The organism is Stenotrophomonas sp. RIT309 (assembly GCF_000632045.1).
Taxonomy (GTDB): domain Bacteria; phylum Pseudomonadota; class Gammaproteobacteria; order Xanthomonadales; family Xanthomonadaceae; genus Stenotrophomonas; species Stenotrophomonas indicatrix.
Genome location: NZ_JFYS01000019.1, coordinates 31,086 through 54,089, shown reverse-complemented (window position 1 = coordinate 54,089; position 23,004 = coordinate 31,086). Strand labels below are relative to the sequence as shown.

At 66.7% G+C, this 23,004-nt stretch carries 16 protein-coding genes and 1 pseudogene; 4 read left to right on the top strand and 13 right to left on the bottom strand.

All coding sequences use genetic code 11. The features are described from left to right. Positions 1-66: 66 nt before the first annotated feature. From BW38_RS21515 to hflK, 3 genes and pseudogenes are all read right to left on the bottom strand, one after another. Positions 67-249 (bottom strand): annotated as a pseudogene (locus BW38_RS21515) (DUF2065 family protein); the annotation flags it as partial. A 67-nt stretch (positions 250-316) separates the two neighbouring features. Further along, positions 317-1,180: a protease modulator HflC gene (locus BW38_RS08710; protein ID WP_025877040.1), complete on the bottom strand. Its 864-nt coding sequence runs from the start codon at positions 1,178-1,180 to the stop codon at positions 317-319. Then, a complete protein-coding gene (hflK, locus tag BW38_RS08715; RefSeq protein WP_025877038.1) occupies positions 1,177-2,313 on the bottom strand; it encodes an FtsH protease activity modulator HflK in 1,137 nt (378 codons plus the stop codon). The genes BW38_RS08710 and hflK overlap by 4 nt, the downstream gene beginning before the upstream one ends. Before the next feature lie 152 nt (positions 2,314-2,465). Between hflK and BW38_RS08720 the strand changes: the two genes are divergently transcribed. After that, positions 2,466-3,461 carry a YhdH/YhfP family quinone oxidoreductase gene (locus BW38_RS08720; RefSeq protein ID WP_032976611.1) on the top strand — a complete coding sequence of 332 codons (996 nt, stop codon included), beginning with the start codon at positions 2,466-2,468 and terminating at the stop codon, positions 3,459-3,461. Between the two features lie 88 nt (positions 3,462-3,549). Further along, entirely contained in the window at positions 3,550-3,921 is a 372-nt protein-coding gene (pilH, locus tag BW38_RS08725; RefSeq protein ID WP_005410644.1) for a twitching motility response regulator PilH, read from the top strand. A 230-nt stretch (positions 3,922-4,151) separates the two neighbouring features. Here pilH and BW38_RS08730 read toward each other — a convergent pair whose 3' ends face one another. Next, positions 4,152-5,042 carry a DnaJ C-terminal domain-containing protein gene (locus tag BW38_RS08730; protein WP_032976610.1) on the bottom strand — a complete coding sequence of 297 codons (891 nt, stop codon included), beginning with the start codon at positions 5,040-5,042 and terminating at the stop codon, positions 4,152-4,154. Between the two features lie 259 nt (positions 5,043-5,301). On the opposite strand from BW38_RS08730, the gene BW38_RS08735 reads away from it, so the two are divergent. Further along, positions 5,302-5,784 (top strand): peroxiredoxin, encoded by a 483-nt coding sequence (locus tag BW38_RS08735; protein ID WP_025877032.1) that lies wholly within the window; start codon positions 5,302-5,304, stop codon positions 5,782-5,784. Positions 5,785-5,814: 30 nt separating this feature from the next. Then, entirely contained in the window at positions 5,815-6,396 is a 582-nt protein-coding gene (locus BW38_RS08740) for a ferritin-like domain-containing protein (protein ID WP_032976609.1), read from the top strand. Positions 6,397-7,111: 715 nt separating this feature from the next. Here the strand turns inward: BW38_RS08740 and pbpC are convergent. The 9 genes from pbpC to prpB form a co-directional block, all read right to left on the bottom strand. Then, the gene (gene pbpC / locus BW38_RS08745) at positions 7,112-9,496 is read right to left on the bottom strand and encodes a penicillin-binding protein 1C (protein WP_051585038.1); all 2,385 of its coding nucleotides are present in this window, start codon (positions 9,494-9,496) and stop codon (positions 7,112-7,114) included. A gap of 49 nt (positions 9,497-9,545) precedes the next feature. Further along, positions 9,546-14,453: an alpha-2-macroglobulin gene (locus tag BW38_RS08750; RefSeq protein ID WP_032976607.1), complete on the bottom strand. Its 4,908-nt coding sequence runs from the start codon at positions 14,451-14,453 to the stop codon at positions 9,546-9,548. A 175-nt stretch (positions 14,454-14,628) separates the two neighbouring features. Continuing rightward, complete coding sequence (locus BW38_RS08755; protein ID WP_032976606.1) at positions 14,629-16,089, bottom strand: bifunctional 2-methylcitrate dehydratase/aconitate hydratase; 1,461 nt, start codon at positions 16,087-16,089, stop codon at positions 14,629-14,631. Positions 16,090-16,275: 186 nt separating this feature from the next. Then, positions 16,276-17,454 (bottom strand): 2-methylaconitate cis-trans isomerase PrpF, encoded by a 1,179-nt coding sequence (gene prpF, locus BW38_RS08760; protein WP_032976605.1) that lies wholly within the window; start codon positions 17,452-17,454, stop codon positions 16,276-16,278. A 3-nt stretch (positions 17,455-17,457) separates the two neighbouring features. Continuing rightward, a complete protein-coding gene (locus tag BW38_RS0120735) occupies positions 17,458-17,820 on the bottom strand; it encodes a type II toxin-antitoxin system RelE/ParE family toxin (RefSeq protein WP_032976604.1) in 363 nt (120 codons plus the stop codon). Next, on the bottom strand, positions 17,817-18,059 hold the full coding sequence (locus BW38_RS08765; RefSeq protein ID WP_032976603.1) for a type II toxin-antitoxin system ParD family antitoxin: 243 nt from the start codon (positions 18,057-18,059) through the stop codon (positions 17,817-17,819). The genes BW38_RS0120735 and BW38_RS08765 overlap by 4 nt, the downstream gene beginning before the upstream one ends. Positions 18,060-18,158: 99 nt before the next feature. After that, on the bottom strand, positions 18,159-20,777 hold the full coding sequence (gene acnD, locus BW38_RS08770; RefSeq protein ID WP_032976602.1) for a Fe/S-dependent 2-methylisocitrate dehydratase AcnD: 2,619 nt from the start codon (positions 20,775-20,777) through the stop codon (positions 18,159-18,161). Positions 20,778-20,886: 109 nt separating this feature from the next. Beyond that, entirely contained in the window at positions 20,887-22,044 is a 1,158-nt protein-coding gene (gene prpC, locus BW38_RS08775) for a 2-methylcitrate synthase (RefSeq protein WP_025877010.1), read from the bottom strand. A 35-nt stretch (positions 22,045-22,079) separates the two neighbouring features. After that, positions 22,080-22,973: a methylisocitrate lyase gene (gene prpB, locus BW38_RS08780; RefSeq protein ID WP_032976623.1), complete on the bottom strand. Its 894-nt coding sequence runs from the start codon at positions 22,971-22,973 to the stop codon at positions 22,080-22,082. Positions 22,974-23,004: the final 31 nt, after the last annotated feature.

The window sequence follows — 23,004 nt, the reverse complement described above, 5'->3', positions numbered from 1 at the left end:
TCCGGGGTCCGGTGCCACCTTTCCGACGGGCGGCTTCACCAGCCGGTCAGCCACCCCGCCCCGGTAGTGCCGTACCCACCACAGCAGGCTCAACCCGGCCAGCAGGACCAGGCCACCGAAGCTGCGCAGGGCCGGGCTGGGCAGGTCCAGCAGGCGTTCGGCCATGCGCTTCCAGGCCACGGGGGCCACGAACAGCAACAGGCCTTCCAGCACCGCGACCAGGCAGACGGCGGCGAACAGATCTTTCATGGGGGAACTCCGGAAAAGCACGAGGCCCGGCGTATGGCCGGGCCCCGTGAGGTACTGCCGTGCGGACTCAGCGATCGTTCTTGAGGTACTGCAGGAACGGGTCGTTCTTGTCCAGCACGATCACGCCGTTGCCGTCGGTCATCGAGCCACGGTAGGCCTCGAGGCTGCGGTAGAACGCGTAGAACGACGGGTCAGCCGAACCGGCCTTGCCGTAGATGCGTGCGGCCTCGGCATCGCCTTCACCACGCAGGCGCTGGGCATCGCGTTCGGCTTCTGCGATCAGCACGGTGCTGTCACGGTCGGCCTGGGCGCGGATGGTCAGCGACTGCTCCTCGCCTTCGGCGCGCAGCTTGGCGGCTTCCTGCTTGCGCTGGGCGCGCATGCGCTCGTACACGTCATTGATCACCTGGCTGTCGGTGGGCAGGTCCACCTGCTTGATGCGCAGGTCGATCATCTGCATGCCCAGCCCGGCAACGGCTTCGTTGATGCCCTTCAGCTGCTCGGCGATCAGCTCGCTGCGGTCGCCGGAGACCAGCTGCTGCAGGGTGCGCGAGTTGATCTGGTTGCGCAGCGAGTCGGTGATGATCGGTGCCAGGCGGGCGTTGGCGATACGCGGATCGCCGCCGGTGGCACGGAAGTAATCACCCACGTTGGAGATGTAACCGATGGCGAAGAAGTCGACGCTGACGTCCTTCTGCTCGGCCGTGAAGTAACGGGCCGGCGCGGTGTCCAGCACCTGGAAGCGGCGGTCGAACACCCGCACCGTTTCCACCACCGGCAGCTTGAAGTGCAGGCCCGGCTTGATGTCCGAACGCACCACCTTGCCCAGGTTCAGGACCATGGCGGTCTGGTCCTCACGGACCACGTACACCGAGCCGAGCAGGCCCAGCAGCACCGCTACGACAACGGCGATCCAGATTGAATTTCTCATCGGCTGCCCTCCTCACGGCCGCTCGAACGCCCGGTCGGACGGCCCACCGGCCGGCCCGGATCACGGGAAGCTTCCACTGCGGTGGTACCCGGCAGCGACGGCATCACCACATCGGGGTTCGGAACCGGCGCCGGTGCCGAGGTGCTGGCACGGGTATCACCGGTCATCGGCACGTAGATCAGCTGGCGGCCATCGCCACCAATGACCTTGCGGTTCTCGCTCAGCACCTGTTGCACCGTTTCCAGCCACAGGCGCTTGCGGGTGACTTCCGGTGCGTCCTTGTACTGGGCCTGCAGCAGGCTGAAGCGCTGACCATCACCCTCGGCCTTGGACACCACGGCCTGCTTGTAGCCCTCGGCGGTGGTACGGGCACGCGAGGCCTGGCCGCGCGCTTCAGGCACGACCTTGGCCGCATAGGCCTGGGCTTCGTTGATCAGGCGCTCCTTGACCTGCTGGGCACCGTTGACCTCGTCGAAGGCCGGCTTGACCTCCTCCGGCGGACGGGCGTCCTGCAGGGTCAGGCCGGTCACGGTCAGACCGGTCTTGAAGGCACGCAGCAATGTCTGCAGGCGCTCTTCGGCGGCCACGGCCAGCGGGCCACGGTTGTTCAATACGGCGTTGAGGTCGGCGCGACCGACTTCCTCGCGCACCGCGCTCTGCGCCGACTGTTCCAGCACCTGGTTGGCATCAACGGTGCCGAACAGGTACTGCTGCGGGTCATCGATGCGGTACTGGACGTTCAACGAGACATTGACGATGTTCTCATCGCGGGTCAGCACCGGCACCTGGATCGAGAAGGTCTTGATCTCGGTGGCGTTGACCTTGGTGACCGATTCGATCGGCCAGGGCAACTTGAAGTTCGGGCCAGGGGTCAGGACGCGCGAGAACTGGCCGAAGCGCAGCACCACGCCACGCTGCTGTTCGCCGATCAGCTGGAAGCTGGAGAACAGCACCAGCAGGACAACTGCCGCCACCACCCAACGCAGGATGCCGCCGTCGAACAGGTCCTTCAGCGGTCCGGGCAATCCGCCCCAGCCGCCACCATTGCCACCGCCGCGCGACCCGAACGGCCCGCGTCGATTGTCCTCGGGGCCTTGTCCGCCCTTGTTGCCGCCGGGTGTATTCCAGGCCATGCACGCTCCATCAAGATGTGGGCTGCGACGCGGGCCCTTCCCGCAACGCCAGCCGTTAACCACTACCGATCATACAAGATGGGGCGGACCGGCAGGATTGAAAGGGGCCGGAGCGGGTAAGGTGGCGTTTTCCTCGAAGTCAGGCAACGCCGATGGCCCCCACCACCCCGTTCACCGCCTTCCGCATCGAAAAAGACGACGCCGGCTACCGCAGCGGCCTGGTCCCGCTGCGTCTGGACGACCTCAACCCCGGCCAGGTGCTGATCCGCGCCCACTGGTCCTCGGTCAACTACAAGGATGCCCTGGCCGGCACCGGCAAAGGCCGCATCCTGCGCCGCTTCCCGCTGGTGGGCGGGATCGACGTGGCCGGCACGGTGGTCGCCTCCACCGATCCGGCCTGGCGCGAGGGCGATGCGGTACTGGCCACCGGCTGTGGCCTCAGCGAAACCCGTGATGGCGGCTACAGCCAGTACGTGCGACTGGAATCGAGCGCGGTCATCGCCCAGCCGGCGGGCCTGAGCCCACGCGAGGCGATGGTGCTGGGCACCGCCGGCTTCACCGCCGCACTTGCTCTGCTGCGCCTGCAGGACAACCGGCAGACACCCGAGCTTGGGCCACTGGCGGTTACCGGCGCCAGCGGTGGGGTCGGGGCTCTGGCCGTGGACATCTTCAGCCGCGCCGGCTATGCCGTGCACGCGATCAGCGGCAAACCGGAACAGAGCGACTTCCTGCGCGGTATCGGTGCTGCCGAGGTGCTGCCGCGTGATGCCCTTGCCGACACCGGTCCGCTGCAGTCGGCACGTTTCGGCGGTGGCCTGGACAACGCCGGCGGGCCGATGCTGGCCAGTCTGCTGGCCCAGACCGTGCCTTACGGCAGCGTGGTCAGTGCGGGACTGGCCGCCAGCCCGACGCTGGACATGACCGTGATGCCCTTCATCCTGCGCGGTGTCTCGCTGCTCGGCGTTTCGTCGGCCAATGCCCCGCGCGCGCTGCGCGAAGAAGTGTGGGCACGCTTGGGTGACGCGTGGAAACCGCAGCACCTGGACCGCATCTGCACCGCCGAAGTCGGTCTGGACGGTCTGCCTGCGGTGTTCGATCGCATGCTGGCGGGCGGCTCGCTTGGCCGCACGGTGGTGCGGATCGACTGAACGTCGCAGGCAGGCGACGGACGGCAGCTGTCGCCCTCCCGCCAACAGGATGCCGGCACTACACTTCCGGCATCACATGGGGAACAACATGGCACGCATTCTGATCGTCGACGACTCACCGTCGCAGCTGTTGGGGATACAGCGCATCGTCGAGAAGCTCGGGCACCAGATCCTGACCGCCACCGATGGTGCGGCCGGGGTGGAGACCGCCAAGGCCGAGCTGCCCGACCTGGTGCTGATGGACGTGGTGATGCCCAACCTCAATGGCTTCCAGGCGACCCGCACGCTCGCCCGCGATGAGGCGACCCGGCATATTCCGGTGATCCTGGTGACCACCAAGGACCAGGACACCGACCGCATGTGGGGCATGCGCCAGGGCGCCAAGGCCTACATCACCAAGCCGTTCTCGGAAGACGAACTGTCCGAAGTGCTGGAGCGGGTGTTCGCCGGTCAAGGCTGACGCCGCCCTGGTAGGTGCCAACCTTGGTTGGCACGCCTCTGCCGGCCAGCGGCCGGCACTACCGCAAGACGTGCCGGTCAAGGCTGACCCACCGCTCCGGTAGATGCCAACCTTGGTTGGCACGCCTCTGCTCTGGTAGATGCCAACCTTGGTTGGCACGCCTCTGCCGGCCAGCGGCCGGCACTACCGCAAGGCGTGCGGACCGAGGTCCGCACCCACCGAAGCGAATTTCAGATCGTTTCGCCAAACGCCTTGGCCAGATTCCGATAGGCCTTCTTCTGCGCGTCGTCCGTCGCCGCCGGGGCGACAATCTCCAGCTCGACGATCTGGTCGCCCTCCGGGCTGCCCGGCAGGCCGCGCCCACGCAGCCGCAGCTTGCGACCGGCGTCGGAATCGGCCGGAATCTTCAGTTCCACCGCGCCGCCCAGGGTCGGCACGCTGATGCTGGTGCCCAACGCGGCCTGCCACGGGGTGACCGGCAGCGTGTACAGGATGTTGCGGCCGTCGACCTCGAACTGCGGATGCGCGGCGTACTCCACTTCCAGCAGCAGGTTGCCGCCGTGATTGCCCTGCCCGGCCAGGCGGATCACCTGCCCGGGACGGATGCCCTTGGGCACGCGCACGTCCAGCTGCTTGCCGTTGACGGTGATGCGCAGGCTGTCGCCGCTGTAGGCCGCCTCCAGCGGTACCGACAGCTTGGCCCGGGTATCGCGGTTGGGCGCATGGCCATGGCTGCTGAAGCCCGGGCCCGGGCCTGCACCCTGGCCGCCGCGCTGGCGCGCGAACAGGCTCTCGAAGAAGTCGCTGAAACCACCGTTGGGGCCACCGCCGCCGAACACTTCCTCGAAATTGAAACCGCCACCGCCGTAGTTAGGCGGCACGTTGAATTCCTCGCCCGGACGATAGCCCTGCGCACGCAACTGGTCATAGGCGTTGCGCTTCTCGGGATCGCGCAACGCCTCGTAGGCCTCGTTGATGGCCTTGAACTTGTCCTCGGCCCCGGCCTCCTTGCTGACGTCCGGGTGGTACTTGCGTGCCAGCCGGCGATAGGCGGTCTTGATCTCCGCCTCGCCCGCGCTCGGTTCCACCCCCAGGGTGGCGTAATAATCCTTGAATTCCATCCAGCTACCTCGATTCGCTTCGGCCGCGCCGGTGGGCGCCGCCCCGGGTTCATTCTACGCGCCGGCGATGCTACGTCGCCGGTCGTGCGGCAACGGTGAGGCCGACTGATCCAGCGCAATGCGCCTGCCATCGCCCGGCCCCATGCTGTGGCTGACCGCCCGCCGCGGACGACGGAGATGGGGTGTATACATGGGTTTTCCAATGTCTTGACGCGTCCGTCCCCTCCTGGCCCCTACCCTCACCCAGCAAGGAGTTCCCATGACCATCCATGTCGGCGACCGTATTCCGGAAGTCACCCTCAAGCGCATCCGCGAAGGCATCGAGACCCTCGATACCCACGCCCTGTTCGACGGGCGCAAGGTGGTGCTGTTCGCCGTGCCCGGTGCGTTCACCCCCACCTGCTCGGCCCGCCACCTGCCCGGGTACGTGGAAAAGTTCGAGGCGTTCCGCCATCGCGGCATCGATGTCTACTGCGTGGCGGTCAACGACCCGTTCGTGATGAAAGCCTGGGCCACCGACCAGCACGTACCCGACGGCCTGCTGATGTTGTCCGACGGCAATGCCGAACTGACCCGTGCACTTGGCCTGGAGCTGGATGCAAGTTCATCCGGCATGGGCACGCGTTCGCGTCGCTTTGCCCTGTACGTGGTGGACGGCACGGTGCGCGCGGCTTGGATCGAGGAGCCCGGCCAGTTCGAGGTGTCGTCAGCCGACTACGTACTGGATCACCTGCCCACCTGAAACCCTGACTGCAGAGGAAACCGGCCAGCCATGTCCAACAAGCCAGCCAAAGCCAGCAACACCTCCCCTTCCGCCAAGGTCGCTGGCATCAGCGATCGCCAGACCCTGCGCGAGCGGGCACGGAAGAACATCGAGGGCGGAGCGATCACCGACAGCTACAGCGCCGACCGCAAGGTGGTGATCAAGCTGCTCAACGACGCGCTGGCCACCGAATATGTATGCGTGCTGCGCTACTACCGGCACTACTTCATGGCCAAGGGCATGCTGGCCGATGCGGTCAAGGGCGAGTTCCTCGAACACGCACAGCAGGAGCAGGCGCACGCCGGCAAGCTGGCCGAACGCATCGTCCAGCTCGGCGGCGAGCCTGACCTCAATCCGGACACGCTGACCGCACGCTCGCACGCCGAATACAAGGAAGGCAGCGACCTGCGCGACATGGTCCGCGAGAACCTGGTGGCCGAGCGCATCGCCATCGACAGCTACCGCGAGATGATCAACTTCATCGGCGACAGCGATACCACCACCAAGCGCATCCTGGAGGAGATCCTGGCGCAGGAGGAGGAGCACGCCGATGAGTTCGCCGACCTGCTGGATGGGTGGATCGGGGAATAGCGCCGGGCCGTGCCAGCGAACGCCCTGGTAGTCGCCCACCTTGGTGGGCGGCTTCCGCGCGTGCCAACCAAGGTTGGCACCTACCGGGTCATGGTGGACCGGTAGCGCCGGGCCATGCCCGGCTAACGCCCTGGTAGTCGCCCACCTTGGTGGGCGGCTTCCGCGCGTGCCAACCAAGGTGGGCACCTACCGGGTCATGGTGGATCGGTAGCGCCGGGCCATGCCCGGGCGAACGCCCTGGTAGTCGCCCACCTTGGTGGGCGGATTCTGCGCGTGCCAACCAAGGTTGGCACCTACCGGGTCATGGTGGATCGGTAGCGCCGGGCCATGCCAGCGAACGTCCTGGTAGTCGCCCACCTTGGTGGGCGGATTCCGCGCGTGCCAACCAAGGTTGGCACCTACCGGGTCATGATGGATCGGTAGCGCCGGGCCATGCCAGCGAACGCCCTGGTAGTTGCCCACCTTGGTGGGCGGCGTCTGCGCGTGCCAACCAAGGTTGGCACCTACCGGGTCCTGGTGGACTACCGGGTCATGGTGGACCGGTAGCGCCGGGCCATGCCCGGCGAACGCCCTGGTAGATGCCCACCTTGGTGGGTGGCTTCTGCGCGTGCCAACCAAGGTTGGCATCTACCGGGTCATGGCGGACCGGTAGCGCCGGGCCATGCCCGGCGGGTTGGTGCCCGATCACGTGACATCCGCCCCGCATGGCCCGGCGCTACCGCAGCACGTTGAACCGTACCTGCGTCCAAGCGCCGTCAGCAGCCAGCGCGGTCAACGTATGCGCCCCCGGATCGGAGAACTCGCGCTGCATCAGCTGCGCACCGCGCGTCTGCGCGATCCATCGACCATCCATCAGCCAGTCCACGGCCTGTTCGCTGCCCAACGCGCGCAGCTGCAGGCGTACGCCGTGTTCGGCATTGGGTGCACGCGCCAGCGTCGCACCTTCGTTGAGGCCATCGATATGCAGGGCCACGCTGGCCTCACGGCCATCATCGCGACAGTCCGGCGACAGCGCGGGAAGCTGTGAGGCATCGCGGGTGGCCTTGGGCAGCCAGGGTGACAACAGCGCCGGCCATCGCGCGATTTCCCGCGCGACTTCCTCATGCGGCGCGCTGCAATCAGCCGATACGCGCAGTCCGGTGCGCGCGTCAGCCAGGTAGCGTTGGCGGCCAGGCTGCCATCGCCGTGCCTCGCGTTCGGGGAACGTCGGCGGTGCCGCACCGTCCAGCAGATAGGCCGACAGGCGTCGCTGGCAGAGTGCCGCTGGCAACCCTTCGGCCAGTTCTCCAGTTGGCCAGCAAATGTCTGCCTGGGTCACGCTGGCCGGCATCGGCGCGGCCGCCGCATCGCCGCGTTGGCGCGGCAGGCTGTCGACCACCTCGAACATCAATGGCAAGGCGGTGACCGCGCCATACTGCCCCGGCAACGGCGTGCCATCGGGGCGCCCCACCCACACGCCCACGGTGTAGTGGCGGGTACTGCCGATCGCCCACGCATCGCGGTAGCCATAGCTGGTTCCGGTCTTCCAGGCCACGCGCGGCCGCCCGCCAACGTCGAACGTGCCAACGCCGTATCCCGGGCGCGGATTCGATTCCAGCATCTCGCGCACGATCCAGCTGGCACCGGGCGAAGCCAGCCGCCGCTCGATCATCGGTTCGTCATCGGTGTAGCGCACGCGGCCGGCAATGCCGTTGCGGTTGAGCGCAGCGAACGCACCGACCAGGTCTTCCAGCCGCGCGCCGGTGCCGCCGAGGATCAGCGACAGATTGGGCGAACTGCCCGGCGGGAAGCGCAACTGGATGCCGGCGTGCGACAGGCGCGCGGCGAAGCGTGCCGCACCTACCCGCTGCAGCAGGTCGACCGACGGCACGTTCAGCGACAGGCGCAGCGCACTGGCAGCACTGACCGGGCCGTTGAAGGCCATGTCGAAGTTGCCCGGCCGATAGCTGCCGAAGCTCTGCGGCGCATCCACCAGCAGGCTCTCGGAATGGATCAGGCCATCATCGAGTGCCATCGCATACAGGAACGGCTTCAGCGTGGAGCCCGGCGAGCGCCAGGCCTGCACCATGTCCACGTGGCCCAGCCGTTGCCGATCACCGAAAGACAGCGTGCCGACATACGCACGCGCCTGCAGGGTCTGGTTGTCGACCACCAGCAGTGCGGCTGACGTGCGCTCGGGCAGCGTGGAGAAATAGCTGGCCACGCGCTCTTCAAGGGTGCGCTGCAGGCCGATGTCGATGCTGCTCTGGATCCGCGCCTGCCCCGGATGCGCCGAGTGCAGGCGCTGGGCCAGCAGTGCCGCATGCAGCGGTGGACGCAGCGAGCGTGCGACCACGTTCTCGATGCGCGCATCTTCCACTTCCTCCGGCGTCCATGCGCCGAGCTCGGCCATGCGCGCCAGTACCTTGTCGCGAGCCTTCTGCGCGGCTTCGGGATGACGATCCGGGCGCAAACGGCTGGGTGCCTGTGGCAGCACCGCCAGCAACGCGGCCTCGGCATGCGAAAGCTGCGCGGCCGGCTTACCCAGGTAGGCCCAGCTGGCCGCCTCCACGCCTTCGATGGTGCCACCGTAGGGCGCGCGCTCCAGATACAACGCGAGGATCTCGCGCTTGGACAGGTGCACCTCAAGCTGCACCGCACGCAGCATCTGCTTCAGCTTGCCCCAGGGCGTGCGCGTATGCGGATCGAGAATGCGCGCCACCTGCATGGTCAGGGTCGAGCCTCCGGAGACGATGCGGCCACCCCGCAGCAGCTGCCCACCGGCACGCAGGATCGCCAGCGGATTGATGCCCGGGTGCTGCCAGAACCAGCGATCCTCGTAAGTCAGCAGCGCCTGCAGGTACAGCGGCGACACGCTGTCGACCGACGCCGGATAGCGCCACACGCCCTCGGCATCGGCGAACGCCCGCATCGGGCTGCCGTCAGCGGAGACCACCAGCGTGCTGGTGTCGCGTTGCCGGGGCAACGGCGGCGGGAAGGCGAAATCCAGTATCAGCAGCAGCGCCAGCAACGCCGCCGTGCCCCAGCGCAGCCACGGCCACAGCGGTTGCAGCCGCTGCCGCAGGCGCGGCAGCCGCGTTTTCAGCGATCCCACCTTCATCCACGGCATCCAGTGGGACGGGCCGCGCCGTCGCGGCCCGTCCGCACGGTCACGGCTGTACCACCGTCAACGTGGTCGGGTTGCTGCGGCCGACGCCACGCAGCTGCGGCCGGTACATGTCCTCCACCAGCGACGGCGGCACCGTGTAGGTACCCGGAGTGACCGCACGCACCAGGTAGAACACGTTGGCCTTGCTGCCACGCGAGAGCTTCAGCGCCGCCACGTAGCGGTCATCGCGGAACTCTTCGTGCTTGGTATCGGCCGCTTCGCTGCGGTCGCTGATGGTGATGCCATCGACCACCACATCGGCCCACTGCTTGGCATCGCCCAGGTTGAGGTTCTCGATCTCCAGGCCTGCCGGCAGCAGGTCGGTCAGCAGCGCATCGGGCATCTCGCTGTCGGCGGTGATGGTGACTCGCACGATCAGTGCTTCACCTTCCTTCAGCGGACGCGGCGACCATGGCTTGCCATCGGTGCCGAAGTAGCTTCGCTCCACGCCGATCACGCTGTTGTCCGGCGCCGGCGCACTGCGCGGAATGCCGGCCACGTCGATGCTGGCGAACATCGGCGGCTGTCCCTGCGGGGTGAAGCGCACGCCCGCTGCCAGCTGCCCTGCATCGAAGTTGCGGCCAAACAGCTTGCGTTCGCCGATGGCCTCGCTGTTGCCACCGATCACCAGCTCACCGGCCACCAGCGCCTTCTGGTTGGCGGCCAGCGCCTTGCCGAGACGGGCGATGGACACCTGTTCCTGCGTGCTCAGCCACATCCAGCCACTGTTGCGGCGCGCATCCAGGCCACGGCCAAGATCAACCGCGCGTGCATCCCATGCCGGCTTGGCCAGCTTGTTTTCGTGGGTCAGCGCGATCATCAGCGCATCATCACGAACGGCGCTGCCGTAGTCGCCGAAGTACGACGGGCGCTCGCTGCTGGACTTGGCAAAGCCCGCCGCAAGGGCCGCCTGGCCGCGCTTGGTATCGCCCTGCAGCGACAGCGCCACGCCCAGGTGCACCAGCGACAGACCACCCACGGCCTTGCTGCGTTCGTTGTCGTACAGCGTGCGCAGGGTACCCAGCGGCGCGCGGTTGACGCGGGCCAGCACGTAACCCGAGTACGCCTGGTTGGCGAACTTCAGGCTTTCGCGTTTTTCCTGGCCGTAGAACTGGTTGCCACCGGACAGCAGGTCTTCGCTCAGGCGGTTCAGCGCCTTCTGCAGCACGTTGTCCGGCACCGCGAAGCCACCGTCCTTGGCATCGAGCAGGAACTCGGCGATGTACGGGGTCAGCCACGGGTTCACGTAGCCGTCGTCACCCCACATCGAGAAGTTGCCGTTGGCCACCTGCATCGACGCCAGGCGACCGAACGCACCTTCCATGCGCTCGCGACGGGTCTTCGCGTCCAGGCCGTCAGCGCCGAGCATGGACGACGTGGCCTGGTCCAGGATCAGCGCGGCGTAGCCCTTGCTGGTGGTCTGTTCGGCACAGCCGTACGGGTAGTTCAGCGCACCCTGCAGCGCGCTGGCGAACGGGATCGGCGGCAGCGGACTGACCAGCAGGCGGGCATTGACCGATTCGGACATCAGCCCGTCCATCAGGCTGCCATCCAGGCTCACCGCCGCCAGCGGATCGAGCGTGCGCACCTGCGAGCGCAGTACCTGCGGCCACGCCGCGCGTACCGGCAGATCGTAGCGGCGGTCGGCCTTGAAGCCGTTGCCATCCACACGCACGCGCACCTTGGCCACGCTGTGGCCCTCGCGCGCCGACAACGGGAAGCTCAACGTGGTCTTGGCATCGGCATTGAGCTGCACGCTGCGCGTGCCTTCGCCCAGGCTGAGCGGGCCTTCGCTGTCCACGCGCACGTTGAACTGACCGGGCTTGCCGGTGAAGTTCTGCACGTCCAGCGTCACCGTGCTGCGGTCGCCCGGGGCGAGCACGCGCGGCATGCTGGCCTCGGCCAGGATCGGTGCACGCACCACGGTTTCCACATCGCGCTTGCCGTACTGGTCATCGCTGTAGACCAGCGCCGACACCCGCAGGGTGCCATTGAAATCCGGCACTTTCAGGCGGATGCGGGCAATGCCCTTGGCATCGAGCTGCACCGGGCCGGAGAACAGGTCCACGGTCTGCACGCGCGCGGTCGGCCGCTTGGCCTGCGGCAACGCCTGCAGCGCCATGTCGCCGCCGAACTTCAGCTTCCCGCTGCCGCCGTCGAAGCTCTCGATCACCCGGCTGTAGATGTCATAGGCATCGATGCCGAGGCGGCGCTGGGCGAAGAAGTGCGCGCCGGCATCGGGCACCGGGAAGCGGGTGATGTTGAGAATGCCCACGTCCACGGCCGACACAGTGACGTGCGCGACCTTGCCGGCCAGCTGCGGTGCGCTGACCGTCACTGGCAGGTCCTGCTCCGGTCGCATCTGCTTGGGCGCGGCCAGGCCGACGGCCACGGTGCGGCCCTTGCGGTCCATCGGCACGTGCACCACGCCCACCGCGCGGGCCGGGGTGATCTTGCTCGGTGCACTGCCACCGCGGAACACCAGCGCGGTGATGTAGACGTCGTGGCGCTCCCAGTCTGCGGTGACCGGGATCTTGTAGGTGGCACCGGGCTTGGCGTCGATATCCTGCACGTACAGCATGCGGTCGGTCTCGACCATCAGCACGCCCTTGCCGGCGTGCGGGGGGGTCACCGTCACTTCCAGGGTATCGCCGGCCTTGTAGCCGGTCTTGTCCAGGCCCAGCTTGACCTTGTCCGGGCGGGCATCGAGGCCACGGTTGTCATCGCCCCAGCTCCAGCCGGCGCGGAACGGATAACGGCTGGTCAGGCCGGTGGACGGATCGAACACGTCCACCCGGTACTCGCCCCACTCCACCGGGAAGTCGAAGGCCACCGCGCTGCCGCCGGCATCGACGGTACGGGTTTCCTTGTTTTCGAAGCGGCGGGTGAAATCGTAGTCCCAGCGGTTGTCGTTGAAGGTCCAGTGGTAGTCGCGCAGCTCGCGCACCAGGGTGATCTTCAGGCCCTTGGCCGGCTGCGGCTTGCCGGCCGCATCCACGCGCATCAGTTCAAACCGCGCGTTGCCGTTGGAATCAGCGCCGTCGTCCGGATTGAACAACGGGCGCACGCCGACCAGTGCGGCGGCCGGCCATACCACCCGCTTCAGGGTGCGGGTGACCGTGCGGCCACCGGTTTCATACAGGCTGCCGGACAGCACCACCGCGATCGGCGCCTTCGCCTTGGTCGCCTCTTCCGGCAACGACACGTCTTCGCGCAGCTGGCCATTGGCCGGCAGCGTGGTGTCGATGACATCCTTGGCTTCGCGCGGCAGCTGCAGGGTCGGGTCGCCGAAGAAGTAGCCCGGCAGGCCCTCCACCGGCTTCTGCTCGGCGGCCACCGCCATGCGCGCGGTGAAGCGGTTGCCGTCGGCCGGGGCACCGTACAGATAGGCGCCGTTGGCCTGCAGGCGCAGGTCTTCCCCCGGCTTCAGCGTCTTCTGCGCGCTGTCCAGGTCCAGCTTCATGCGCTCCGGCAGGAACTCTTCGATGCGCAGGGTCATGCCCTGGATCGCTTCCTTGCTGGCCGGGTCGGTGCGGAACTCCACCTGCCAGCGCCCGGTCGGCGCCTCGGCGGGAATGGTCTGCTCGAAGTTGATGTAGCCCTGTTCGCCCGGCTGCACGCGGGTTTCGCGGAAGGTCTTGCCATCGGGCTGCTTCAGGCGCAGGAACACCGGCTGGCTCTTGATCGGCTTGCCGTCGTTGTCGCGCAGCAGCGCCGACAGGCGCACCGTCTCACCCGGGCGGTACAGGTCGCGGCCCGACCAGGCATAGACATCGAACCAGGCGTTGTCACGGCCGGCCACGGCGAACTCGCTCAGGTCCAGCGCCGGCTGGTTGAAGGGCAGGAAACTGGTGTCCTTGCCGCTGCTGGCCACCAGCACGTGGGTGGCATCCAGGGTGTAGTTCAACAGCGCATTGCCGTTGCTGTCGGTACTGCCCTTCAGCACCACTTCGCCCTTGGCATCGAGCACGCGCAGGTCGATGCCCTTCAGCGATGCACCGTCCTTCAGCGCGGCGGTATGGACGAACAGCTTGTCCTTGTACGCGCGGGTGTGCAGGCCGATGTCGCTGACCGAGAAGAACGCGGTATCGAACTCGCCCTCGTAGTCACCGGTGCGCTTGAGCAGGGCGAAATACAGCCCCGGCTCCTGCAGTTCCTTGATGTCCTGGGTCGGCAGGTAGGTCAGCACCCGCTCGTTCTGCTTGCCGCCCAGGATGAAGCGGTTGACGTAGACCGGTTCGGCCAGCTTGTTGATCGGGCTGCGCTCGTAGTCGCTGCTCAGTTCCCAGCTGCCGCGGCGACCACCGCGCTGGTACTGGCTGAAGAAGGTCGGCAGATCCTTTTCGCGCACGCGCAGGAACTCGACATCGACCTCCGGCACGTTCACCGACACCACCGGCAGGCCGCGGCTGTCCTTGGCCGGCAGCACGCTGCCCTGCGAGGCGAAACCGGCCACCGGCTTCAGCTCGCCGCTGAAGACCTTCTGCTTCAGTTCCTTGCCCAGGCGGCTGCCATCGGCGGCCAGCAGGTCCGGCGAGACCACCAGGCTGAATTCCTTGCCGGCTTCGACGAAGGGATAGCGCAGGGTCAGGCCGTCATCGGACAGGGTCCAGCTGCTGTCATCGTTGCCGACCTTCTCTTCGAAGCGCACCAGCTTGTCGAAGTCCTGGGTGCCGACCAGCGGGCGCGAGAACTCCAGCGCCAGCGACAGGCCTTCACTCTTCTGGTCCGGGTAGGCACGCAGCAGGGTGAACTCCTTCACCTGCTCGGCCTTGGTGGCGATGGCTTCGCCGCTGGCCTTTGGCAGCTGCCCGCTGTCGTTGCGGCAACCGGCCAGACCCAGCAACAGCCCTCCTGCCAGCAATGCTGCCGTCCATCCCCACCGCATCCGCCGTGCCGGACCGCTCATGTCGTCACTCCTTGATCGAGGTGGCCATTATAGGCGCGTCGCGTCAAGGCGTTGACGCGGATTCGGCAGGAATGCATCGGAACGGTAGCGCCGGGCCATGCCCGGCGCGGTAGCCGCCACCCCCGGTTGGCGTTGGGTCCGTGCCAACCAAGGTTGGCACCTACCAAAGTGCCCCCTACCCCGGCAGGTACAGGTCCACGTAGTCGGTCACCGGCATCGCCGCCAGCGCCACCGGGTCCAGCGAGGCGGCCAGGATGCGCTGCTGCTGGGCGGTGGGGAAGCGGTGCGCCAGGTGCCGACGGAACTTGTCCATCAGCAGCGGGATACCCTCTGCGCGCCGGCGTGCGTGGCCCAGCGGGTACTCCACCAGCACCTCCGGCAGCGCGCTGCCGTCGTTGAAGCGCACCGTCAGCCCGTTGGCGATGCTGCGCTTGTCCGGGTCCAGGTAGTCGGCGCTGAGCTGCGGGTCTTCATGGCAGGTCATCTTCGCGCGCAGCGTGTCGATGCGCGGATCGGCCGCCATGTCGTCCTCGTAATCCTCGGCCACCAGCCGCCCATGCAGCAGCGCGATGGCCACCATGTACTGCACGCAGTGATCGCGGTCGGCCGGGTTGTGCAGCGGCCCCTGCTTGTCGATGATGCGGATGCAGGCTTCTTGGGTACGGATCGCGATGTGTTCGATGTCCTCGGCCGTTCGCCCCTGCGCGCGCAGCTGCTGGTGCAGGATGATCGCCGCCTCCACCGCCGTCTGCCCGTGGAATTCGGCCGGGAAACTGATCTTGAACAGCACGTTCTCCATCACGTAGCTGCCGAAGGGGCGGCCGAGGGTCAGCGCCTGGCCATGCATCGATACCGCTTCGAAGCCCCAGGTCGGTGCACTGAGCACGCTGGGGTAGCCCATCTCGCCGGTGGCGGCCATCAGCGCCAGGCGTACGCCACGGCTGGTCGCATCACCGGCCGCCCAGCTTTTGCGCGAACCGGTGTTGGGCGCATGCCGGTAGGTGCGCAGCGCCTGTCCATCCACCCAGGCCAGCGACACCGCATTGAGCATGCGCTCGCGGTCCAGACCCAGCATCTGTGCGACGACGGCGGTGGTGGCCACCTTGACCAGCAGCACGTGATCCAGGCCGACCCGGTTGAAAGAGTTGCGTAACGCCAGCACGCCCTGGATCTCGTGCGCCTTGATCATCGCCAGCAGCACGTCGTGCACGGTCGGCGGCGGGCGTCGCAACGCCGCCGCGTTGCGGCCAAGCCAGTCGGCCACGGCGAGGATGCCACCGAGGTTGTCCGAGGGGTGGCCCCACTCTGCGGCCAGCCAGGTGTCGTTGAAATCCAGCCAGCGCACCATCGCGCCGATGTTGAAAGCCGCCTGCACCGGATCGAGCACGAAGTTGGTGCCGGGGACGCGCGCGCCGTTGGCCACGCTGATACCCGGCACCAGCGGGCCCAGCAGCTTGCTGCAGGCGGGGAAGGACAGCGCCTCCAACCCGCAGCCCAACGTGTCGAGCAGGCAGTGATGCGCGGTCTGGAACGCCAGCGGCGAGTCAATGCGCGTGTCACGCACGTAGTCGACGATGTCCACCAGCAGCGCATCCCAGGCTGCACGGGCGTTGGATGGGGTGTGGCTGTCGGACATTGTTCGGTCTCCTCGTGGGGTTGCACGCTGCGACAAACCCGGTAGTCGCCAACCTTGGTTGGCGCTGGGCCTTACCCGCGCGATGCCGCTTCCATGCCGACCAAGGTTGGCACCTACCAGAGCAGGTGCAGCGCCACCCGCGCATAGCCGGCGCCATGCCAACCAAGGTTGGCGACTACCAGGCCATCACCCGGCCGGCACGCGCACCTTGCCTTCCATCAGCACGCGGGCGCTGCGGCTCATGATGGCCTTGGACACCGTCCACTGGCCGTCAACGAGTGCGGCCTGCGCACCCACGCGCAACGTGCCCGACGGATGCCCGAAGGTCACAGCCTCGCGCTCGCCGCCGCCAGCAGCACGATTGACCAGCGTGCCGGGGATCGCCGCGGCGGTACCGATCGCTACTGCAGCGGTGCCCATCATCGCGTGGTGCAGCTTGCCCATCGACAGCGCGCGGGCATGCAGATCGATGTCCGCGGCCGGGATCGCCTTGCCGCTGGACGAAACGTAGTCCTGCGCAGGGGCGACGAAGGCCACTTTCGGCGTGTGCTGGCGGGTCGCCGCGTCTTCCAGTTTCTGGATCAGGCCCATGCGCAGTGCGCCGTAGGCACGGATCTTCTCGAAACGCTCCAGCGCCGCTTTGTCTTCATTGATCGCCGGCTGCAGTTCGGTGCCGGTGTAACCGAGGTCGGCGGCGTTGAGGAAGATGGTCGGGATGCCGGCGGTGATCATCGTCACCTCGAAACTACCCACGCCCGGCACGTCCAGCGTATCGACCAGGTTGCCGGTGGGGAACATCGCACCGGCGTCACCATCGTCGGACGGATCGAGGAATTCCAGCTGGATCTCGGCAGCCGGGAAGGTCACGCCATCCAGCTCGAAATCGCCGATCTCCTGCACCTGCCCATCGCGCATCGGCACATGGGCAATGATGGTCTTGCCGATGTTGGCCTGCCAGATGCGCACGGTGCACAGGCCATCGCGCGGCACGCGGGCCGGATCGATCAGGCCGTTGGCGATCGCGAACGGACCAACGGCGGTGCTGAGGTTGCCGCAGTTGCCGCTCCAGTCCACGAATGCGGTATCGATCGATACCTGGCCATACAGGTAATCCACGTCGTGATCCGGCACCGAGGCGGTGGAGATGATCACGCACTTGCTGGTGCTGGAGGTGGCCCCACCCATGCCGTCGGTCTGCTTGCCATACGGGTCGGGCGAGCCGATCACGCGCATCAGCAGCGCATCGCGTGCGGCACCCGGCACCTGTGCGGCCTCGGGCAGGTCCTGCAGGCGGAAGAACACGCCCTTGCTGGTACCACCGCGCATGTAGGTAGCGGGAATACGGAGTTGCGGGAGAAAGGTCATGGATCAGTATCCTGGATGCGACGAACCAATATCGGGGTTGAGCTCCTCGTCTTCGAACAGTGCCTCCATGCCCCGCGAGGCATTCCAGATACGCACGATGAAAACGTGCGCAGGTAGCTCCACGTAATAGACCAGATAGCCGTCGAAGCGACGAACCGGATGAAAGCGCAACGGCGCTGAAAGGGTCGGCAGCAGATCCGCATGCAGTGTGGAGCCGGCACCGGGGTGTGTTTCGATCAGTCTCACCACCGATTCCACCGCATCGACGAAGCCGATCTCCAATGCTTCTCCGCCTTGATCTCCATACCAGCTTGCAGCCTGGTCAAGATCTCGAACCGCTGCAGGGGACCAGTGCGAGGGTTTCACTTGCGGTTCCGTGCACGCTCACGCAGCTTGTCGAAGTGATCGGGCGGGAGAGGCGCCGAAGGGCCGGATGCCAGCCCCTCGGCGATCAGCTTCTTGAGCAACTCCTCGGCCTTGCTCCGCTGGCGTTGCCGGATCAGGTCGCGCACGTAATCCGACGTACTGGAGTAACCGCCTTCGCGCACTTCCTCGTCCACGAACTGCTTGAGCGGATCGGTCAGCGAAATGTTCATGGTGGCCATGAGACTCTCCATTGGCAGTTTTTGCCAAGTCAGTGTGCGCCCTGCCCTGATGTCGGACAAGCCTGCCCCCACCTCCGGGGGCAGGCATTCAGCCCGGCATCACGCCACCTTGGCGCCTTCCAGGAAGTCCTGCGCGAAGCGCTGCAGGACGCCGCCGGCCTCGTAGATCGCCACTTCCTCGTCACTGTCCAGGCGGCAGGTGACCGGCACGATCACGTCCTGGCCGTCGCGGCGGTGGATGACCACGCGCAACTCGGCGCGCGGCGTGCGTTCACCGATGACGTCGAAGGTTTCGGTGCCATCGATGCCCAGGGTCAGACGGGTGGTGCCCGGCTTGAACTCCAGCGGCAGCACGCCCATGCCGATCAGGTTGGTGCGGTGGATGCGCTCGAAGCCTTCGGCAACGATGGCCTCCACGCCGGCCAGGCGCACGCCCTTGGCGGCCCAGTCACGCGAAGAACCCTGCCCGTAGTCGGCACCGGCGATGATGATCAGCGGCTGCTTGCGCTCCATGTAGGTCTCGATCGCTTCCCACATGCGCATCACCTTGCCTTCCGGCTCGACGCGCGCCAGCGAACCCTGTTTCACGCTGCCGTCTTCATTGCGCACCATCTCGTTGAACAGCTTCGGGTTGGCGAAGGTGGCACGCTGCGCGGTCAGGTGGTCACCGCGATGGGTGGCGTAGGAATTGAAGTCCTCTTCCGGCAGGCCCATCTTCGCCAGGTATTCGCCAGCCGCACTCGAGGCCAGGATCGCGTTGGACGGCGACAGGTGGTCGGTGGTGATGTTGTCGGGCAACACCGCCAGCGCACGCATGCCGGCCAGCGAGCGCTCACCGGCCAGTGCACCTTCCCAGTACGGCGGACGACGGATGTAGGTGCTCTGCGGGCGCCAGTCGTACAGCGGGCTCACCGCTGCGCCGTGTTCGACGCGTACGTTGAACATCGGGTTGTAGACGCTGCGGAACTGCTCCGGCTTCACCGCCGCCTTCACCACCGCATCGATCTCGGCGTCACTCGGCCAGATGTCCTTCAGGCGCACCTCGTTGCCGTCGGTGTCCACGCCCAGCACATCCTTCTCGATGTCAAAGCGGATGGTGCCGGCAATGGCGTAGGCGATCACCAGTGGCGGCGAGGCCAGGAACGCCTGCTTCGCATATGGATGGATGCGGCCGTCGAAGTTGCGGTTGCCCGACAGTACCGCCGTGGCGTACAGGTCACGGTCGATGATTTCCTGCTGGATCTTCGGATCCAGCGCGCCGCTCATGCCATTGCAGGTGGTGCAGGCGAAGGCGACGATGCCGAAGCCCAGCTTCTCCAGGTCCGGCAGCAGGCCCGCTTCTTCCAGGTACAGCTGCACTGCCTTGGAACCGGGTGCCAGCGACGACTTCACCCAAGGCTTGCGCAGCAGGCCGCGCTCGTTGGCCTTGCGTGCCAGCAGGCCGGCGGCGATCACGTTGCGCGGGTTGGAGGTATTGGTGCAGCTGGTGATGGCAGCGATGATCACCGCGCCATCGGGCATCAGGCCCTGTGCCTGCTCGGCCTTGCCGGCTTCCAGCTTGGCGGCATCGGCGATGCCGCGCTCGACCAGTTCCGATACCGGCAGGCGGCGATGCGGATTGCTCGGGCCGGCCATGTTGCGCACCACCGTCGAGAGATCGAAGTGCAGTACACGCTCGTACTCCGCAGTGGCCAGGTCATCGGCCCACAGGCCGGTGCTGCGCGCGTAGCTTTCAACCAGTGCGACCTGCTTTTCCTCGCGACCAGTCAGGCGCAGGTAGTCGATGGTCTGGCCGTCGATGTAGAACATCGCGGCGGTTGCGCCGTATTCGGGGCACATGTTGGAGATGGTGGCGCGATCACCGATGGTGAGTGCAGCGGCACCTTCGCCGAAGAATTCAAGCCAGGCGCCGACCACGCGCTCCTTGCGCAGGAATTCGGTCAGGGCCAGCACCACGTCGGTGGCGGTGATATCCGGCTGCGGCCGACCGGTCAGCTCGACACCGATGATGTCCGGCAGGCGCATCCACGACGCACGGCCCAGCATCACGTTCTCTGCTTCCAGGCCACCCACGCCGATGGCGATCACGCCCAGCGCATCCACATGCGGGGTGTGGCTGTCGGTGCCCACGCAGGTATCGGGGAAAGCGACGCCATCCTGCACGTAGATCACCGGCGACATCTTCTCCAGATTGATCTGATGCATGATGCCGTTGCCCGGCGGAATCACGTCCACGTTCTCGAAGGCCAGCTTGGTCCAGTCGATGAAGTGGAAGCGGTCCTCGTTGCGGCGGTCCTCGATGGCGCGGTTCTTCTCGAACGCCTGCGGATCGAAACCACCGCACTCCACTGCCAGCGAGTGATCGACGATCAGCTGCACCGGCACCACCGGATTGACCTTGGCCGGATCACCGCCCTTGTCGGCGATCGCATCGCGCAGGCCCGCCAGATCCACCAGCGCGGTCTGGCCGAGGATGTCATGGCACACCACGCGCGCCGGGAACCACGGGAAATCCAGGTCGCGACGGCGCTCGATCAGCTGCTTCAGCGAGTCGGTCAGCGTGGCCGGATCGCAGCGACGCACCAGGTTCTCGGCCAGCACGCGCGATACGTACGGCAGCGTGGCGTAGGCGCCGGGCTGGATCGCGTCGACGGCGGCGCGCGCATCGAAATAGTCCAGCGAGGCGCCGGGGAGGGACTTGCGGTAATCGGTATTCATGGGCTGGCGGAATGCTCGTGGCGGGCCGGGTGCCGGCAATACGGCGGTGACGGCATCCGGCCGGCACGGGGTCGGCCGGATGCATGCAGCAGTGCAACAGTGGCGATGATCAGGAACGCTTGTCGATGGCCACGAAGTCGCGATCTTCCGGGCCGATGTAGTTGGCGCTCGGGCGGATGATCTTGCCGTCGATACGCTGTTCGACGATGTGCGCGCTCCAGCCGGCGGTGCGGGCGATCACGAACAGGGGGGTGAACATCGCGGTCGGCACGCCCATCATGTGGTAGCTGACGGCGCTGAACCAGTCCAGGTTCGGGAACATCTTCTTGATGTCCCACATCACCGTTTCCAGGCGCTCGGCGATGTCGTACATCTTCATGCTCGACTGCTCTTCGGACAGTTCGCGGGCGACGTCCTTGATCACCTTGTTGCGCGGATCGGACACGGTGTAGACCGGGTGGCCGAAACCGATCACCACTTCCTTGCGCTCCACGCGGGCCTTGATGTCTTCCTCGGCTTCGTCCGGATTGTCATAGCGCTTCTGCACTTCGAACGCCACTTCGTTGGCGCCGCCGTGCTTGGGGCCGCGCAGCGCGCCGATGCCACCGCAGATCGCGCTGTACATGTCGCTGCCGGTGCCGGCGATGACGCGGCAGGCGAAGGTCGAGGCGTTGAACTCGTGCTCGGCGTACAGGATCAGCGAGGTGTGCATCGCCTTCACCCACGAATCCTGCGGCTTCTCGCCGTGCAGCAGGTGCAGGAAGTGGCCACCGATGGAGTCATCGTCGGTTTCCACGTCGATCGCGCGGCCGTTGTGGCTCCAGTGGTACCAGTACAGCAGCATCGAACCGAGGCAGGCCATCAGTTTGTCGGCGATGTCGCGCGCGCCCGGATGGTTGTGGTCATCCTTCTCCGGCGCCACGCAGCCGAGCACGGACACGCCGGTGCGCATCACATCCATCGGGTGCGCCGACGGCGGCAGTTCTTCCAGCGCGGCCTTCACCGCGGCCGGAATGCCACGCAGCGACTTCAGCTTGGCCTTGTAGGAGACCAGCTCGGCGCGGGTCGGCAGCTTGCCATGCACCAGCAGGTAGGCGATTTCCTCGAACTCGCTGGTGTTGGCCAGGTCCAGGATGTCGTAGCCACGGTAGTGCAGGTCGTTGCCACTGCGGCCGACGCTGCACAGCGCGGTGTTGCCGGCAGCGGTGCCGGACAGGGCGACGGACTTCTTCGGCTTGAAGGTCGGGGTTGCGGTCGTATCGTTCATGTTTCCCTCCGAAACTTGATGGTGCAGGGTACTGCTTATTTCTTGGCGGCGAACAGCGCATCGAGCTGCTGCTCGAAGGCGTGGTAGCCGATACGGTCATACAGCTCCTCGCGGGTCTGCATGCTGTCGATCAGGTCGCGCTGGTGACCTTCGCGGCGGATCGTCTGGTAGACGTTCTCGGCGGCCTTGTTGGCGGCGCGGAAAGCGGACAGCGGGAACAGCTGGATGGCCACGCCGGCCGAGGCCAGCTCGTCGCGGCTGAACAGCGGGGTCGCGCCGAATTCAGTGATGTTGGCCAGCACCGGCACCTTCACCGCATCAACGAAGCGGCGGTAGGTATCCAGGTCATAGGCGGCCTCGGCGAAGATGCCGTCGGCACCGGCTTCGACGCAGGCGATGGCACGCTCGATGGCCTTGTCCACGCCGTCCACCTGGATGGCGTCGGTGCGCGCGATCAGGAAGAAGTCCGGATCGGTCTTGGCATCGGCAGCGGCCTTCACGCGGTCGACCATTTCGCCCTGCGAGACGATCTCCTTGCCCGGGCGATGACCGCAGCGCTTGGCGCCGACCTGGTCTTCAATATGGCAGGCGGCCGCGCCAGCCTTGATCAGCGACTTCACCGTGCGCGCGATGTTGAACGCGCTGGGGCCAAAGCCGGTGTCGATGTCGACCATCAGCGGCAGGTCGCAGACGTCGGTGATGCGGCGCACGTCCACCAGCACGTCTTCCAGGGTGTTGATGCCGAGGTCCGGCAGGCCCAACGAGCCGGCGGCCACGCCACCACCGGACAGGTAGATGGCACGGAAACCCGCGCGCTTGGCCAGCAGCGCATGGTTGGCGTTGATCGCGCCGATCACCTGCAGTGGCGATTCGGCAGCCAGCGCCTCGCGGAAGCGGGCACCGGCGGAAGAGAGGGTCGAAACGGTCATGCGGCGATCCAGGTTGAAGGACACAGGGGTA

Excerpts from the sequence above, each read along its gene's own strand:
- BW38_RS08710 (WP_025877040.1), bottom strand. The coding sequence starts at position 1,180 with ATGAGAAATTCAATCTGGATCGCCGTTGTCGTAGCGGTGCTGCTGGGC.
- hflK (WP_025877038.1), bottom strand. The coding sequence starts at position 2,313 with ATGGCCTGGAATACACCCGGCGGCAACAAGGGCGGACAAGGCCCCGAG.
- BW38_RS08720 (WP_032976611.1), top strand. The coding sequence starts at position 2,466 with ATGGCCCCCACCACCCCGTTCACCGCCTTCCGCATCGAAAAAGACGAC.
- pilH (WP_005410644.1), top strand. The coding sequence starts at position 3,550 with ATGGCACGCATTCTGATCGTCGACGACTCACCGTCGCAGCTGTTGGGG.
- BW38_RS08730 (WP_032976610.1), bottom strand. The coding sequence starts at position 5,042 with ATGGAATTCAAGGATTATTACGCCACCCTGGGGGTGGAACCGAGCGCG.
- BW38_RS08735 (WP_025877032.1), top strand. The coding sequence starts at position 5,302 with ATGACCATCCATGTCGGCGACCGTATTCCGGAAGTCACCCTCAAGCGC.
- BW38_RS08740 (WP_032976609.1), top strand. The coding sequence starts at position 5,815 with ATGTCCAACAAGCCAGCCAAAGCCAGCAACACCTCCCCTTCCGCCAAG.
- pbpC (WP_051585038.1), bottom strand. The coding sequence starts at position 9,496 with ATGAAGGTGGGATCGCTGAAAACGCGGCTGCCGCGCCTGCGGCAGCGG.
- BW38_RS08750 (WP_032976607.1), bottom strand. The coding sequence starts at position 14,453 with ATGAGCGGTCCGGCACGGCGGATGCGGTGGGGATGGACGGCAGCATTG.
- BW38_RS08755 (WP_032976606.1), bottom strand. The coding sequence starts at position 16,089 with ATGTCCGACAGCCACACCCCATCCAACGCCCGTGCAGCCTGGGATGCG.
- prpF (WP_032976605.1), bottom strand. The coding sequence starts at position 17,454 with ATGACCTTTCTCCCGCAACTCCGTATTCCCGCTACCTACATGCGCGGT.
- BW38_RS08765 (WP_032976603.1), bottom strand. The coding sequence starts at position 18,059 with ATGGCCACCATGAACATTTCGCTGACCGATCCGCTCAAGCAGTTCGTG.
- acnD (WP_032976602.1), bottom strand. The coding sequence starts at position 20,777 with ATGAATACCGATTACCGCAAGTCCCTCCCCGGCGCCTCGCTGGACTAT.
- prpC (WP_025877010.1), bottom strand. The coding sequence starts at position 22,044 with ATGAACGATACGACCGCAACCCCGACCTTCAAGCCGAAGAAGTCCGTC.
- prpB (WP_032976623.1), bottom strand. The coding sequence starts at position 22,973 with ATGACCGTTTCGACCCTCTCTTCCGCCGGTGCCCGCTTCCGCGAGGCG.